General features: G+C 71.8%; 13 protein-coding genes. 9 read left to right on the top strand and 4 right to left on the bottom strand.

Annotated features, from left to right (window positions below; all coding sequences use genetic code 11):
• Positions 1-79: 79 nt before the first annotated feature.
• Positions 80-1,447 carry a MocR-like pyridoxine biosynthesis transcription factor PdxR gene (gene pdxR / locus ACN6LB_RS01890; RefSeq protein ID WP_445024253.1) on the top strand — a complete coding sequence of 456 codons (1,368 nt, stop codon included), beginning with the start codon at positions 80-82 and terminating at the stop codon, positions 1,445-1,447.
• An 81-nt stretch (positions 1,448-1,528) separates the two neighbouring features.
• A complete protein-coding gene (locus ACN6LB_RS01885; protein WP_445024252.1) occupies positions 1,529-2,821 on the top strand; it encodes an MFS transporter in 1,293 nt (430 codons plus the stop codon).
• Here the strand turns inward: ACN6LB_RS01885 and ACN6LB_RS01880 are convergent.
• The 4 genes from ACN6LB_RS01880 to ACN6LB_RS01865 all read right to left on the bottom strand — a co-directional run bounded on the left by ACN6LB_RS01880 (position 2,796) and on the right by ACN6LB_RS01865 (position 6,652).
• Positions 2,796-3,638 carry a triphosphoribosyl-dephospho-CoA synthase gene (locus ACN6LB_RS01880; RefSeq protein ID WP_445024251.1) on the bottom strand — a complete coding sequence of 281 codons (843 nt, stop codon included), beginning with the start codon at positions 3,636-3,638 and terminating at the stop codon, positions 2,796-2,798. The two genes, ACN6LB_RS01885 and ACN6LB_RS01880, sit on opposite strands and share 26 nt — an antisense overlap.
• 201 nt (positions 3,639-3,839) lie before the next feature.
• Positions 3,840-4,448: an acyl-CoA-like ligand-binding transcription factor gene (locus ACN6LB_RS01875; protein WP_445024250.1), complete on the bottom strand. Its 609-nt coding sequence runs from the start codon at positions 4,446-4,448 to the stop codon at positions 3,840-3,842.
• A complete protein-coding gene (locus ACN6LB_RS01870; RefSeq protein ID WP_445024249.1) occupies positions 4,445-6,067 on the bottom strand; it encodes an MFS transporter in 1,623 nt (540 codons plus the stop codon). Before ACN6LB_RS01870 ends, ACN6LB_RS01875 begins: the two co-directional genes overlap by 4 nt.
• A gap of 129 nt (positions 6,068-6,196) precedes the next feature.
• The gene (locus tag ACN6LB_RS01865; RefSeq protein ID WP_445024248.1) at positions 6,197-6,652 is read right to left on the bottom strand and encodes an ATP-binding protein; all 456 of its coding nucleotides are present in this window, start codon (positions 6,650-6,652) and stop codon (positions 6,197-6,199) included.
• Positions 6,653-6,901: 249 nt separating this feature from the next.
• Here ACN6LB_RS01865 and ACN6LB_RS01860 point away from each other — a divergent pair, with 249 nt between their 5' ends.
• The 7 genes from ACN6LB_RS01860 (at position 6,902) to pheA (ending at position 14,341) form a co-directional block, all read left to right on the top strand.
• Positions 6,902-7,747 (top strand): hypothetical protein, encoded by an 846-nt coding sequence (locus ACN6LB_RS01860; protein WP_445024247.1) that lies wholly within the window; start codon positions 6,902-6,904, stop codon positions 7,745-7,747.
• Between the two features lie 159 nt (positions 7,748-7,906).
• The gene (locus tag ACN6LB_RS01855) at positions 7,907-8,653 is read left to right on the top strand and encodes a YcnI family protein (RefSeq protein WP_445024246.1); all 747 of its coding nucleotides are present in this window, start codon (positions 7,907-7,909) and stop codon (positions 8,651-8,653) included.
• A 105-nt stretch (positions 8,654-8,758) separates the two neighbouring features.
• Positions 8,759-9,409 carry an SCO family protein gene (locus tag ACN6LB_RS01850; protein ID WP_356132155.1) on the top strand — a complete coding sequence of 217 codons (651 nt, stop codon included), beginning with the start codon at positions 8,759-8,761 and terminating at the stop codon, positions 9,407-9,409.
• A 68-nt stretch (positions 9,410-9,477) separates the two neighbouring features.
• Complete coding sequence (locus ACN6LB_RS01845; RefSeq protein WP_445024245.1) at positions 9,478-9,921, top strand: copper chaperone PCu(A)C; 444 nt, start codon at positions 9,478-9,480, stop codon at positions 9,919-9,921.
• A gap of 13 nt (positions 9,922-9,934) precedes the next feature.
• Positions 9,935-11,989, top strand: coding sequence for a copper resistance CopC/CopD family protein (locus tag ACN6LB_RS01840; RefSeq protein ID WP_445024244.1), 2,055 nt, complete (start codon positions 9,935-9,937; stop codon positions 11,987-11,989).
• A gap of 8 nt (positions 11,990-11,997) precedes the next feature.
• Complete coding sequence (gene efeB, locus ACN6LB_RS01835; protein WP_445024243.1) at positions 11,998-13,338, top strand: iron uptake transporter deferrochelatase/peroxidase subunit; 1,341 nt, start codon at positions 11,998-12,000, stop codon at positions 13,336-13,338.
• Positions 13,339-13,408: 70 nt separating this feature from the next.
• On the top strand, positions 13,409-14,341 hold the full coding sequence (gene pheA / locus ACN6LB_RS01830; RefSeq protein WP_445024242.1) for a prephenate dehydratase: 933 nt from the start codon (positions 13,409-13,411) through the stop codon (positions 14,339-14,341).
• Positions 14,342-14,873: the final 532 nt, after the last annotated feature.

Below are 14,873 nucleotides of genomic sequence, written 5' to 3'. Positions count from 1 at the left end.
GGCCGCGGTGGCCTTCCGGGTTTTTGGGGTGCCTGTAGAGGTGCCTTTTGGGCGCGGTGCCTAGGGGGGCGGCTTTTTCGTGGACGGCTTCTGGTCCGGTGTCGGGGTGGATCTGCATCTGGAGCCGGATGCGGCGGCAGGGCGCAGGGCGGGGCTGGAGCGGGCGCTGCGCGACGCCGTGCGCGACGGGCGGCTCGCCCCGGGCACCCGGCTGCCCGCGACCCGGCGGCTCGCGGCCGAGCTGGGCATCTCGCGGGGCACGGCGAAGGCGGCGTACGACCAGCTGGTCGCCGAGGGTTATCTGACGGCACGTCAGGGGTCGGGCACCGAGGTCGCGCTGCTGCCCGCCGCCTCGCCTGGGGCGCCGGGCGGGGGTGCACGCGCGCGTGCACCCCGTTTCGACCTGCGCCCCGGCAGTCCGGACGTCGGCGCGTTCCCGGCGGCCGCCTGGCTGCGCGCCCTGCGCCGCGCCATCGCGACGGCGCCCTCCCTGGCGTACGACTACGGGGACCCGCGCGGCCGGATCGAGCTGCGGACCGCACTCTCGGGCTATCTGGGACGGGCGCGGGGCGTCATCGCGCCGCCCGAGCACATCGTGATCACTTCGGGGTACGTGCAGGGGCTCGCCCTCCTCACGCGCGTGCTGGACGGCAGGGTGATCGCCATGGAGGACCCGGGTCTGCCGTTCCACCGGGAGGTGGTGCGGCACAACGGGGGCACCGTGGCGCCGCTCCCGGTCGACGAACGGGGCGCCCGCGCCGACGGTCTGGCGGAGGAGGCCGCGGTCGTCGTCACGCCCGCCCATCAGTACCCGACCGGCGTCACGCTGCACCCCGAGCGGCGGCGGGCGCTCACCGACTGGGCACGCGCGCGTGGAGGTCTGATCGTCGAGGACGACTACGACGGGGAGTTCCGCTACGACCGGCAGCCGGTCGGCGCCCTCCAGGGCATGGCGCCGGGACAGGTGGTGTACCTGGGCACCGCCTCCAAGACGCTCGGGCCCGCGCTGCGGCTCGGCTGGATGGTGCTGCCACCGCACCTCGTCGACGCGGTCGCCGACGCGAAGCTGCACAGCGACCACCACACCGAGTCCATCGGTCAGTTGGCCCTGGCCGAAATGATCACCAGCCATGCCTACGACCGTCACGTCCGCGCCTGTCGGCTCCGCTACCGACGCCGCCGCGACCAGCTCCTCGACCGCCTGGGGACGCGCCGCCGCGTCCAGGGAATCGCGGCGGGCCTGCACGCCCTCGTCGACGTGCCGAACGAGGCCGAGACCCTGGCCCGCGCCGAGCAGGAGGGTCTCGCGATCGGCCGCCTCGGCGACCACTGGCACACCCCGGACGACGACCGCCCCCAGGGCCTGGTCGTGGGCTACGGGACGCCTCGGGAGCGCGCCTTCCCGGAGGCCCTGGAAGCGTTGGGGCGGGTGTTGGACGGGGAGTGAGCACACTCGGCGAATTGGGCCAAGAAATGGCGCGCAGATTGGTGCTGTTTAGGGGTCCATCCAGACCATAGCGTCATAGGCATGACGAATCGCGTCGTACGTGTCGCAGGTACCGCCAAGGCGAGCCGCCTCGTTCCGCCCGCCGGACCGCAGCGGGTCCTGGCCGGGGCCCAGCTGGCCAACTCCGTGGGGGACGGGGCCTATTACGTGACCTCCGCGCTGTACTTCACGCACGTGGTCGGGCTGGCGCCCGCGCGCGTGGGGCTCGGGCTGACCGTCGCCTGGGCCGTGGGCTCCGTGGTGGGCGTACCGCTGGGGCGGCTGGCCGACCGGCGCGGGCCGCGTGGCACGGCGGTGCTGCTGGCGCTCGCGACCGGGGCCGCGGTGGCGTCCTTCCTGATCGTCCGCGGGTTCGTCCCGTTCGTGCTCGCGGCGTGCGCCTACGCGTCGGCGCAGTCCGGGCTCGCGGCGGCCCGGCAGGCACTGCTCGCCGGGCTGATCCCCGCCGGGGAGCGCACCGGGCTGCTGGCCCACCTCCAGTCGACGCTCAACGCCGGTCTGGCGGTGGGCGCGGGCCTCGGCGGACTCGCGCTGCGCGCCGGGACGCAGGCCGCCTACCTCGGGGTGTTCGCGCTGGACGCGGTGAGCTTCCTGCTCTGCGCGGCGGTGCTGCTGCGGCTGCCGTCCGTGACCACCGCGCCCGCACCCCGGGAAGCCGTCTCCCAGGAGCGCGGGAGGAGCGTCCTGCACGACCGCCCGTACGTCGTCGTCACGTTCCTCAACACCGTGCTGCTGCTGCGGATGCCGCTGCTGAGCCTCGGCATCCCGCTGTGGATCACCGAGCGGACGGACGCGCCGACCTGGCTGGTCTCGGCCCTGTTCGTACTCAACACCGGTGCGGTGATGGTCTTCCAGGTGCGGATGGCCCGCGGGGTCACGGGCCTCGCGACCGCCACGCGTGCGATCCGCCGCTCCGGCCTGGTCATGCTGGCCTCATGCGCGGTGTTCGCCCTGTCGTCGGGTGTGTCGCCGTGGACGGCCGCCGGGATCCTGGTGGCGGGTGCGCTGCTCCAGGTCGTCGCCGAGATGCTGCAGTCGGCGGGTTCCTGGCAGCTGGGCTTCGACCTCGCGCCGGCCGACCGCATGGGCGAGTACCAGGGCTTCTTCGGCACCGGCGTCACCGTGGCCCGCACGATGGGCCCGCTGGTCCTGACGGCCCTGCTGGTGGGCTGGGGCGCGGCCGGATGGCTGCTGCTGGGCGGGGTGATGCTGGCGGCCTCGTACGCGATGGGACCGGCGACGCGGTGGGCCGCCGGACGCCGGGTCACGGCCGCCGCGGAGGTGGCCGTCACGCACCCCGTGCCGGCGTGCTGACCACCGCCACCGGCAGCGCGTCCACGAACAGGGCCCCCGCCAGCAGCGCTCCGCTGCCGCGGGGGCTCCACGCGCGCGTGTGGAGGTCGTCGTCGAAGGCGGTGAGGGCCGCGCGGCCCTCCTGCGTGGCACTGCCGCCCGCTTCCAGGACCGTACGGGCCCCGGCCTGGACGTGACGCAGGCCGAGCGGGCCCGCCGTGTACAGCAACTCGGTGTCCTGAAGCGTGGACATGACGGTGAGGAGGGCGTCGAGCCGGGCGTCCGGCTCGCCCGCGCTCGCCGCACGCGCCGTGGTGAGCGCGGCCAACGCCCGGCGTACGTGCGGGAACCCGGCGCGTGCTTCTCCTCGCGCGCCCGCCGCGCCGTACTTCGCCGACACGGTCGACCCGCGGGAGGGCCGCCGCGGTGCGCGCCGGTCGGGGTGCGCGGCGATGCGCTTGGCGGTCGCCGTCACGTCGGTCCCCGTGGCGCGGGGGTCGAGTGCCGCCGCCGCGACCAGGAACCCGAGGACCCACAGGGCCCCGCGGTGGCCGCCGCCCGCCAGGGCCACCGAGTGCTCGGTGGACCGGCCGATGGCGCCGAGCTCCGTCCGGAGTCCGGGCGTGGGCGCGCCGGTACGGCGAGCGGCGGCCGCCATGGCCGCGAGGCCGGGCGCCAGCGCCATGGCCGACCAGCGCAGGGAGCAGTGGTCCCGGCGGGTGGCTCGGGCGCCGAGATCGCGCGGGTCGGGCAGTCCGGGCTTGGGGGCCAGCTCCAACTGCCGTGTCAGCGCGGCCACGGCGGCCTGCGCCAGCGTCTCGTCCTCGCGGCTGGTCATGGGCGCGCCCTACGAGGACGCCGACGGGGACGCGCTGTCACCGGGCGCGCCGCTCGGCGGCGTACCCGTGGGGGCGTCGCTCGATGCGTGTCTTTGTGGTTTCCCGTCATGACCGCGAAATTAGGAACGGCACCCGTCAAGGGCATGGGTCGGGGCTGTCACTGACCTGAGAATTCTGAGAAACCTGAAGCAGGCGCGGATCTAGAAGTCCAACCCGCGTGACAGCAGCGGTAGATGACGTTCGTAGAGCGCCGCCAGGTCCTCCGTGCCGCCGCCGTCCACCCAGTGCCGTACCAGCGTCGTGAACACGGCGATGATGGCCGCGGCCGCGCACTTGACCTCCAGGTCGGCGGCGTCGCGGCCGGTGCGCTCGGCGATGATCGCGGCGATCGCGTCCTCGCTGCGCTGCTGCTCGGCCACGGAGCGGGCCCGGATCGCGGGGTCGGAGAAGCTGATCCGGGTCCGCAGCAGCAGTTCCTCGCGGTCCTGCTCCAGCATCTGGCCCAGCGGACCCTTCAGCGAGTGCAGGACCGCGTCCACGATCGGCTCGCCGGCCGGGCGGGCCCGGATCGCCTCGGCTAGCGCGGGGTCGTACTCGTCCTGGACGACCACGTCCTCCTTGGTGGGGAAGTACCGGAAGAACGTGCTCGGCGAGATCTCTGCCGCCTCCGCGATCTGGTCGACCGTCGTCGCCTCGTACCCGTGCTCGGCGAAGAGGCGGTAGGCCTCACGGCGGATGCGCTCAAGGGTCTTCTGCTTCTTGCGTTCCCTCAGACCGAGGGGCGCGGCGGAGGTCTCGTGCGTCGTCATGCCACCGATTCTGCTTGCTCCGGCGCGACACCGGCCACTGCCCGGGAGACATCGGGCAGAGCAGCGGCGGCGGACGGGCCGGACCGACCGGAAGCGGCAGCGGGCGAGCCGGACCGACCGGAGGCCGCGGACCGGCCCGGCAGGAAGAGTGCGGCCAGCACGGCGGCGACCAGGGACATCGCCCCGCAGGTTGCCAGGACCAGGTTCATGCCGTGGACGAAGGCCTCGTGCGCGGAGGTGGTGAGGCCCGCGTCGTGCAGCTGTCGCGCGACCGCGTCCGCCCCGGTGACCGAGTCCCGCGCCGCGTCCGCCGCCCCGGCAGGGAGGCCTTCGGTACGGATCCGGTCCAGGTAGCCGTAGCCGAGGAGACTGCCGAGGCCCGCCACGCCGAGGACGCTGCCGAGTTGCTGCACCGTCTCCAGCAGGCTCGTCCCCGATCCGGCGTGGTCGGCCGGCAGGGACCCCATGACGAGGCTGGTCGCGGGGACGACGGCGAGGCCGAAGCCGAGGCCGGTGAGGGAGAGCCAGAGCGCGGCGAACCCGTAGCCGTCCGAGCCGCTCGTGGTGGCCCCGAGCGCGGCCCCCGCGGCGAGCACGAGCATGCCGGACGTGATGACGGCCCGGGCGCCGAGCCGGGGTACGACCGTCTCGCTCGCCGTGGCGGCCGCCATGAGGCCGCCGATCAGGGGCAGTACGCGCAGGCCGGTGGCGAAGGAGTCGTTGCCGAGGACGGCCTGCAGGTACTGCGGGACGACGAACAGGATGCCCATCACGGCGAAGTTCACGAAGACCGCGATCAGCGTGCCCCACAGGAAGCGGCGGTCCGTGAACAGCTTCAGGTCGACGAGCGGGTGCGTGACGCGGCGCTCGCGGACGACGAACGCCGTGAGGAGGCCGGCCGCGGCGGCGAGTGCGCCGAGGACGGCGGGGTCGGTCCAGCCGTCCTGCGGGATCAGGATCGTGCCGTACACCAGTGCGGTGATGCCGAGGGCACTCAGTACGGCGCCGGGGGCGTCGAAGGGGACGGTGTGCTCGCGCCTGCTGTCGCTCGGCAGCAGCCACAGTCCGGCGACCATGGCGAGGGCCGCGACCGGCACGTTGAACAGGAACACCGAGCTCCAGTGGAAGTGGTCGAGCAGCCAGCCGCCGACCAGTGGGCCGATGGGCATGCCGAGGGCGGTGGCGGCGGTCCAGACGGCGATGGCCTTGGGCAGTTCGTCCTTGGCGAAGACGCGCGGCAGGATCGCCATGGACAGCGGCATGATCGCGGCGGCGCCGAGACCGAGCACGGCCCGCGCCGCGACGACCGTCGCGGGCGACCCGGCGAGCGCGCCGCCGAGCGAGGCGAGCCCGAAGAGGCCGATGCCGCCGAGCAGCAGCCGTTTGTGGCCGTACCGGTCGCCGAGCAGGCCGACGGGGAGCATCGCCACGGACAGGGTCAGCAGATAGCCGCCGCCGATCCACTGCAACTGCGCGCTGTCGGCGTGGAGATCACCGGCGAGGGTGGGCAGGGCGACGTTGATGATCGTGCCGTCGAGGCCGACGATCAGCACGCTCAGGGTGAGGGCGGCGAGGGCGAGCCAGCGGCGCGGCGACCGGGCGAGGGCGGGAAGGGACATGTGGACCTCCTGATGGGAGCAACCTGATGCGAGGTTACTGCCAACTGAGAGTCCACTGTCAATATTTAGTTGGCTATCTTTTGGAAGTTCACTGTCACAAAAGCGGGCTGTCCGGAGCCCGCCCCACCGCTACGCCGTCAGCAAGGAGGGGTCCTTCTTCCACTTGAGGATCTTGTCGAAGCTCACCACCGCACCGCCGCGGCCCGGCTTGTTGCCGATGTGCACATGGTCGGCGAGTTCCTGAATCAGACACAGGCCCCGGCCGTGCTCGGCATCACTGCGGGCCTGCCGGATCGCGGTGCGCGCGCGGCCCGCGGGGAAGCCCGGCCCGGAGTCGGTGACCTCGATACGGCACTTCTCGCCGTCGAGATAGGCGGTGACGCGATAGGCCTCGGACCACTGGCCTTGGGCGGTGTCACCGCCGTGCTCGACGGCGTTGGCGCAGGCCTCGCTGAGCGCGACGGAGAGGTCGTAGGAGACGTCCGGGTCGACGCCCGCGGTCTCCATCGTGCCGAGCAGAAGACGCCTGGCGAGCGGAACGCTCGCAGCCTCGCGCCGCAGATGGAGTGACCACCAGATGCTCATGCTCCAGCCTCCCGGCCGCGGCTCGACATACCGTTACGTATTGCCGCCCGCGCCCTCGCGCAATCGCCCGGTTACCGTAATACCGCCCATACGGCGGATGCGCACGCGACAGGCGCCGTTGTATGTGCTGGCGGCTCCCCCCGACGGACGCGCGACCGGTTGCGCACAGAACATGACCTTCCGGCATGTACGGCACCTTGCGGACCTGCCGTAGGGAGCGGGTGAGCGCAGTGCGATGATGAGCCCGCCATGACTGCCCCCCACCAGCGCAGGGCGCGCTCCGGTAGCGATCTCCGGATTCTGCGGGCCGCGGTGTTCGCCGCGGTCTGCGTCGTGCTGGCCGCGGCAGGCCATGGCATCGCCTCCTGCGCCACGGTTCCCTGGTGGACGCTGGCGGCGGGATTCCTCACCGTCTTCGTGGTGGCTGCCCCGCTCTCCGGGCGCGAACGCTCGCTGCCGGGCATCGCGGCCGTCCTCGCCGTCGGCCAGACCGCGCTGCACACGCTCTTCGGACTCGGCCCGCACACCGTGACGACGGCCACCGGCTCGCTGTCCATGGCGGACGCCTCGCTGGTCGCACGGGCCGCACGGATCGTGTGCGGCACGTCCGCGGCGGCCATCACGCCCGCCCAGGCCCAGAAGATCCTCACCGACGCGCGGCTCGACACGGGCATGACGCACTCGATGCCGTCGATGGCGTCCGCGGGGTCCCCGCAGTCGATGCACTCCGGGGACGCCGTGTCGTCCGCCGTCGGCTCCTCGATGTCGGTGCTGCCGTCCCTGTCGATGCTGCTCGGCCACGTTCTCGCGGCCGTCGCCGCCGGATGGGTGCTGCGCCGCGGGGACTTGGCACTGCTACGGCTCATGCGGCTGTCCGCGCACGGCGTCGCGGAGGGCGCGCTCGTACGCTCCCTGCGCGGGGCACTCGCGCTGGTACGCGCCCTGCGCGCGGGTCTTCCCGGTACGCCCTGCCCCGCACCGCGCACGCCGCGCACCGCGCTCCTCACCACACCGAAGCTCCGTACCAGGGCACTTCAGCACACAGTGGTCCGGCGCGGGCCGCCCTCCTCCACCGCGTTCGTCCTCGCTGCCTGACACGGCGCACCACTCCACTCCGCTCGTCCGCGGAAGGGGCCGGCCGCAGCCGTGCGGCACGCGCGCGTGCCCGTCCTCCACAGCGCCCTGGCGGCGCCCTGCGGCGCGCACGCGCAGCCCTTTCCCTGGACCCTCGTTGAAAGTGGAGTGTTTCCTGCCATGAAAGCAACCCGTATCGCCGCCGCCGGTGCCGCCGCCGCCTCGGCCGTCCTCGTCCTGTCCGTCCCCGCCTTCGCGCACGTCAGCGTGCAGCCGGAGGGCGCGGCCGCCAAGGGCGGGTACGCCACCGTCGACTTCAAGGTCCCGAACGAGCGCGACGACGCCTCGACCAGCAAGCTCGAGGTGAACTTCCCGGCCGACCACCCGCTCGCCTCCGTGATGGCGCAGCCCATCGACGGCTGGAGCGTCAAGGTCACCAAGGCCAAGCTGGCCAAGCCGCTCACACTGCACGGCGAGAAGATCGACGAGGCGGTCTCCAAGGTCACCTGGACCGCCACCGGCAAGGGCATCCAGCCGGGCTACTTCCAGAAGTTCCCGCTCTCCATCGGCGCCCTCCCGGAGAACGCCGACGAACTCGTCTTCAAGGCCATCCAGACGTACGACAACAAGGAGGTCGTGCGCTGGATCGAGCCGCAGAAGGAGGGCGCGGAGGAGCCCGAGAACCCGGCTCCCGTGCTGGCGCTCTCCGACGCGTCCGAGGGCGACCACCACGGCTCCGCCACCGCCAAGGACGCCTCGGACACCTCCGACGACGCCAAGGCCGCCGCCAAGGACACCACCGAGGCCGCCGCCTCCTCCGACAGCAGTGACACCACCGCCCGCGTCCTGGGCGTCGTGGGCATCGTCGTCGGTGTCGCGGGCGTGGCGTTCGGCGTCCTGGCCGGCCGTCGGCGCACCACCGCCTGACGCTCACGCACTCCTGCGGTGTACACCGTGGGGTCGTACGGCCACGTCACAGCGGTCGTACGACCCCGGTGCACACCGGGGCCCTCACATCTGGGACATTTTTCTATGCGCAAGAAGACGTATGCCGCGGCCGTCCTGCTCGCCGCCGCCGCTCTGACACTGACCGCATGCGGCAGCGACAGCAGTGACAACGCCGTCGCCACCGTGTCCGCGGAGGCCGGTTCGGACAAGGCCGCGACGGTGCTCGACAAGCCGTTCGAGAAGCCGGACCTCGTCCTGACCGACACGCACGGCAAGAAGTACGACCTGCGCGCGCAGACCAAGGGCAGGCCGACGCTGGTCTACTTCGGCTACACCCACTGCCCCGACGTCTGCCCGCTGACGATGAACAACCTCGCCGTCGCCAAGAAGCAGCTGTCCAAGGCGGAACAGGCGAAGCTCCGGATCGTGTTCGTGACCACCGACCCGGACCGCGACACCCCCGCCGCGCTCGGCAAGTGGCTCAAGGGCATCGACTCCGACATGGTCGGTCTGACCGGCGACTTCGCCACGATCCAGGCGGGCGCCCGCACCATGGGCATCTCCATCGAGCCCACCTCGAAGGACAAGAACGGCAAGCTCGTCTCCGTGCACGGCACCCAGGTCATCGCGTTCTCGCCGAAGACCGACGGGGGCTATGTGCTCTACGGCGAGAGCGCCACCGTGGACGACTACACCAAGGACCTCCCCAAGCTCATCAAGGGGGAGAACCCGTGAGGCGCCCGACACATGATGTGGGGCGTCCCGCAGGACGTGCGAAGCATCTGACGGGCCCCGTCGCGGTCATGGCCGCGGCGCTCGTCCTGGCGGGCTGCGGCGGCTCGGACGACAACGCGTCGGGCTCCGCCCCTTCCATGAAGCCCCGTCTGAAGGTCACCGGCGCCTACATGCCGGCCCCCACCATGGCCACCATGGCGGCCGGCTTCTTCACCGTCACCAACTCCGGCGGCCCCGACACGCTCACCAAGGTCACCAGCGACCTCTCGGACGACGTCACGCTGCACTCCACCAAGGGCGGCGCGATGGAGGAGGAGAAGTCCTTCGCCGTGCCCGCCGACGGCGCGCTCGACTTCGCCAGCGGCGGCAACCACGTCATGTTCGAAAAGCTCACCCACAAGCCGAAGCAGGGCGAGAAGGTGTCGGTGGAACTGCACTTCGCCAAGTCCGGCACGGTCGAGGTGTCCCTGCCGGTGAAGGCAGCGACGTACAACCCTAAGACCGGGCACTGAGGTAGGGATCACCGTGACGCCGACCATCGCTCCCCGTTCCGCCTCACCCGCCCGTTCCCGGGGCACCGCACGCCGCGCCCCGCGGATACGCACGCTGGTGCTGCTCGTCCTCGCCGTCATCGGCGTGCTCATGGCCGGCGCCGCGCCGGCCTCCGCGCACGCCGCACTGACCGGCAGCGACCCCCAGCAGGGAGCGGTGGTCGACAAGGCACCCGCCCAGGTCTCGCTCACCTTCTCCGAGAAGGTCGCGCTGTCCGACGGCTCGCTGCAGGTGCTCGACCCCAAGGGCAAGCGCGTCGACACCGGCAAGACGTCGTCCGAGGGCGGGACCACGTACGGCGTGAAGCTGCGCACAGGCCTGCCCGACGGCACGTTCACCGTCACCTACCAGGTCGTCTCGGCGGACAGCCATCCCGTGTCGGGCGCCTTCACCTTCTCCATCGGCGCGCCCTCGCAGACATCCGTCGCGCTGTCGGACCGGGCAGTGGGCGGCGGAGTCGTCGGCGGCCTCTACGGCTTCGCGCGCTACCTCTCGTACACCGGTTTCATCCTCATGGTCGGCGGCGCCGCGTTCGTGCTGGCCTGCTGGCAGCGGGGCGCCGGCGTCCGTCCGGTGCAGCGGCTCGTCGTCTCCGGATGGCTCGCGCTGACCGCGGCCACGCTCTGCCTGCTGCTCCTGCGCGGCTCCTACGTCGGCTCCGGCAAGGTCGGCGACATCTTCGACGTGACTCTGCTCGGGCAGGTGCTCCAGACCAAGGCGGGCGCGGCGCTGGTCTCACGGCTGCTGCTGCTCGCCGCGGCCGCGCTGTTCATCGCGGTGCTCTTCGGGGCGTACGTGCGAAGCGAGGGGGACGAAGAAGACGCCGCGGACGACGAGGACGGCAGCACCGACCAAGCGGACCGGACCGCCGAGAAGAAGGACCTCACCTTCGGACTCGCGATCGGCGGCACCGTCGTCGCGGCGGGCCTGGCCGCGACCTGGGCGATGGCCGAGCACGCCTCGACCGGCATCCAGCCGAGCGTCGCCATGCCCGTCGACGTCGTGCACCTGCTGGCCGTCGCCGGCTGGCTGGGCGGCCTGGCGGCCCTGCTCGTCACGCTGTACCGGGTGCCCGCCGACGCACAGATCGACGCCGCGGCCGTACGGCGCTTCTCGCGCGTCGCGTTCGGCAGCGTCACCGCCCTGGCCGCGACCGGGATCTACCAGTCCTGGCGCCAGGTCGGCTCCTGGTCGGCGCTGACCGACACGACGTACGGGCAACTGCTGCTCGTCAAGGTCGGCCTGGTGGCCGTACTCGTCGGCATCGCATGGATCTCACGGCGCTGGACAGCGCAGCTGACGGGGGTTTCGGGCCTCTCGGAGCTTTCCGAGGCTGAGGAGACCCAGCAGGCGCAGGGGGCCAAGAAAGCGAAGGGAGCGCGGGCTTCGGGGGCCGTGGGGACCGCCGTCGCCGAGCACGGGACGAACCCGGTCACCGTCTCCGCCGAGGCCGGGGACTCCCGGCGCGCGGCCCAGCTCGCCAGGCAGCAGGCCGCCATGGACACCGCGCACGAGAAGCGCGTCCGGGACGCCGACCCGGCGCGCTCGGGACTGCGCCGCTCCGTGCTCGCCGAGGCGGGCGTCGCCGTCGTCCTGCTCGCCATCACCACCGTGCTGACGTCCACCGAGCCCGGCCGGACGGAGCAGGCCGCCAAGCAGGCCACCGCGGCCACCTCGCAGCGCTCCGGACCCCTGTCCCTGAAGCTGCCCTTCGACACCGGCAGCGAGGACGGCAAGGGCACCGTGCGCCTCACCCTCGACCCCGCCCGCGTCGGCGGCAACGACATGCAGGTCTACGTGGACCGGCCCAACGGCAGGGCCTTCGACATCCCCGAGGTGAAGGTCGCCTTCACCCTCGACGCCAAGGACATCGGCCCGCTGTCCGTGGTCCCCGACCGCATCGCCACCGGACACTGGACCGCAGTCGGCGTGCAGATCCCCCTCGCGGGCGAATGGGAGATCGCGGTGACCGTGCGGACCTCCGACATCGACCAGACGACCGTCACCAAGAACGCGCAGATCGGCTGAACCTGACCATGGCTGACCAGTCCACTCCGGAGGTCACTCCCGCGGCTCCGAAAGCCTCCCTGAAGACAGACGTTTCCTCCGAGGCCTCTTCGAAGACGACCGTTTCCGAAAACACCCCTCCCAAGGGAGGCGTGTCGCGTCGGCGACTGCTCGGCACGGCCGGGGCCACCGGCCTCGCGCTGGGGGCGATCGGCGGCGCCGCGGGCTACGCGTCGGCGCCCTCCGGCGAGAAGGCGGCCCCACTCACCTCGCTCGGCGCGGACGAGGTGATGTTTCACGGGAAACATCAGCCCGGCATCACCGACGCCCTGCAGGCCCACGGCCACCTCGTCGCCTTCGACCTGGCCGCCGGCACGGGCCGCAAGGAGGCGGCCGCGCTGCTGCGCCGCTGGTCGGCGACCACCCAGCGGCTGATGGCGGGCGAGGCGACCGGTCAGGACGACACCGACGTCGCCCGCGACTCGGGACCGTCCTCCCTCACCGTCACCTTCGGCTTCGGACACAGCTTCTTCGCGCGTACGGGACTGGAGAAGCAGCGTCCGGTCGCTCTCGACCCGCTGCCCGACTTCTCCTCGGACCACCTCGACAAGGCACGCAGCAACGGCGACCTGTGGGTGCAGATCGGCGCCAACGACGGCCTGGTCGCCTTCCACGCCCTGCGCGCGATCCAGAAGGACGCGGGCAGCGCCGCCCGTGTGCGCTGGCAGATGAACGGCTTCAACCGCTCGCCCGGCGCCACCGCCCGGCCCATGACGGCCCGCAACCTGATGGGCCAGATCGACGGCACCCGCAACCCCAAGCCGTCCGAGTCCGACTTCGACCGGCGCATCTTCGTCCCCGCCTCCGGCTCGGCCGACCCGGCGTGGATGGCGGGGGGCTCGTACGCCGTCGTACGCCGGATCCGCATGCTCCTCGACGACTGGGAGAAGCTCTCGGGCAAGGCCCAGGAGGACGTCATCGGGCGGAAGAAGTCCGACGGGGCGCCGTTGTCCGGCGGCACCGAGACGACCCCGATGGACCTGGAGAAGACCGGCGCCGACGGCAAACTGATCGTCCCCATCGACGCGCACTCACGGATCACCCGGCCCGACCAGAACGGGGGCGCGGCGATGCTGCGCCGCCCCTTCTCCTTCCACGACGGCATCGACGCGGACGGCGTGCCCGACGCGGGACTGCTCTTCGTCTGCTGGCAGGCGGATCCGGTACGCGGCTTCGTCCCGGTGCAGCGCAAGCTCGACCGGGGCGACGCCCTGTCGCGGTTCATCCGGCACGAGTCGAGCGGCCTGTTCGCGGTGCCGGGCGGGGCGGCGCAGGGGGAGTACGTGGGGCAGCGGCTGCTGGAGGGGTGACGGTCACTCCTCCAGGCGGCGGTTTCCACAGGCACGAGCCGTGTCGCGCCAGGCCCATTAGGGTGAGGACATGCCCGCCAGTTACGCGTATCTCGGTCCCGAAGGCACCTTCACCGAAGTCGCCCTGCGCACGCTTCCGGAGGCTGCCACCCGCGAGCTGGTCCCGATGGTGTCGGTGCCCGCCGCGCTCGACGCCGTGCGCAGCGGCGAGGCCGAGGCCGCGTTCGTGCCCATCGAGAACTCGGTGGAGGGCGGCATCACCACCACCCTCGACGAGCTGGTCGCCGGCACACCGCTGATGATCTACCGCGAGGTGCTTCTCTCGATCACCTTCGCGCTGCTGGTCAGGCCCGGCACGAAGCTGTCGGAGATCAAGACGGTCACCGCGCATCCCGCCGCCCAGCCGCAGGTGCGCAACTGGATGAAGACAAACCTCCCGCAGGTGATCTGGGAGTCCGCGGCCTCCAACGCGGACGGCGCGCGCCTGGTCCAGGAGGGCCGGTACGACGCCGCCTTCGCCGGCGAGTTCGCGGCGGCCCGCTACGGCCTGGTGCCGCTGGAGACCGGGATCCATGACGCGGAGAACGCGCAGACGCGCTTCGTGCTGGTCGGCAGGCCGGCCCGGCCCGCGGCGCCGACGGGCACCGACAAGACGTCCATCGTCCTGTGGCAGCGCGACGACCACCCCGGTGGGCTGCGCGACCTGCTGGACGAGTTCGCCACCCGGGGCGTCAACCTGATGCTGCTGCAGTCCCGCCCGACGGGCGCGGGCATCGGCAACTACTGCTTCTGCATCGACGCCGAGGGCCACATCTCCGACCGGCGGGTGGCCGAGACCCTGATGGGGCTGAAGCGGATCTGCCTCCAGGTGCGCTTCCTAGGGTCGTATCCGCGCGCGGACATCGGGGTCGAGGACGCCGGCGCCGTGCTGCCGGGGACCTCGGACGACGAGTTCATGGCGGCGGCGGACTGGGTGGCGCGCTGCCAGGACGGCCGCTTCTAGCGGTCCGTCGCGTCTGCGGGCGGAGCCTGCGCTCTGGGCGGGGCTTCGCTCGGCCCTGCTCTTTCCTCTTCCACAACCCTCCACAGGTCCGGACCACCAGTCCTACCTGCAGATTTTCACTGTCCACAGAAGTTATCCACAGGGTCGCTTCTCGACCTGGGGACAAGTCGACAACGAAGCACTACATCGTCGACAAATCGGTCTACGGCCCCCAAGTTCCTCCACAACCCCGCAGGTCACCCCTCGTCCACTCTTTTCCATCGATCAATCCTTTGGGGCGAACCATTTCCACTCGAACGTGGGTGTAGAGATGGTTTGATCCGGGAATTCTTCGTCCCGCATGCGGCTTTCGGAATGATCAATTCCGACGTCCACAGATCTTCCGCACAGCCTGTGGATAACTCACCAGAGGTGTGGATTCCTGTGGACAACGCGCCCCCAAGTCCCGCTCCCCGCAAGGAAATCGAGTCAACCGGAACTGCCCATCCGCCCCCTTTCAGGGGTTACCCCCCTTTTCCCTTGACTCGATTAC

The organism is Streptomyces sp. SAS_270, assembly GCF_052543295.1.
This window is presented reverse-complemented; position numbering and strand designations above follow the sequence as displayed.

Coding starts and splice junctions, on each gene's coding strand:
- ACN6LB_RS01885 (WP_445024252.1), top strand. CDS start 1,529: ATGACGAATCGCGTCGTACGTGTCGCAGGTACCGCCAAGGCGAGCCGC.
- ACN6LB_RS01880 (WP_445024251.1), bottom strand. CDS start 3,638: ATGACCAGCCGCGAGGACGAGACGCTGGCGCAGGCCGCCGTGGCCGCG.
- ACN6LB_RS01875 (WP_445024250.1), bottom strand. CDS start 4,448: ATGACGACGCACGAGACCTCCGCCGCGCCCCTCGGTCTGAGGGAACGC.
- ACN6LB_RS01870 (WP_445024249.1), bottom strand. CDS start 6,067: ATGTCCCTTCCCGCCCTCGCCCGGTCGCCGCGCCGCTGGCTCGCCCTC.
- ACN6LB_RS01865 (WP_445024248.1), bottom strand. CDS start 6,652: ATGAGCATCTGGTGGTCACTCCATCTGCGGCGCGAGGCTGCGAGCGTT.
- ACN6LB_RS01860 (WP_445024247.1), top strand. CDS start 6,902: ATGACTGCCCCCCACCAGCGCAGGGCGCGCTCCGGTAGCGATCTCCGG.
- ACN6LB_RS01855 (WP_445024246.1), top strand. CDS start 7,907: ATGAAAGCAACCCGTATCGCCGCCGCCGGTGCCGCCGCCGCCTCGGCC.
- ACN6LB_RS01850 (WP_356132155.1), top strand. CDS start 8,759: ATGCGCAAGAAGACGTATGCCGCGGCCGTCCTGCTCGCCGCCGCCGCT.
- ACN6LB_RS01845 (WP_445024245.1), top strand. CDS start 9,478: ATGGCCGCGGCGCTCGTCCTGGCGGGCTGCGGCGGCTCGGACGACAAC.
- efeB (WP_445024243.1), top strand. CDS start 11,998: ATGGCTGACCAGTCCACTCCGGAGGTCACTCCCGCGGCTCCGAAAGCC.
- pheA (WP_445024242.1), top strand. CDS start 13,409: ATGCCCGCCAGTTACGCGTATCTCGGTCCCGAAGGCACCTTCACCGAA.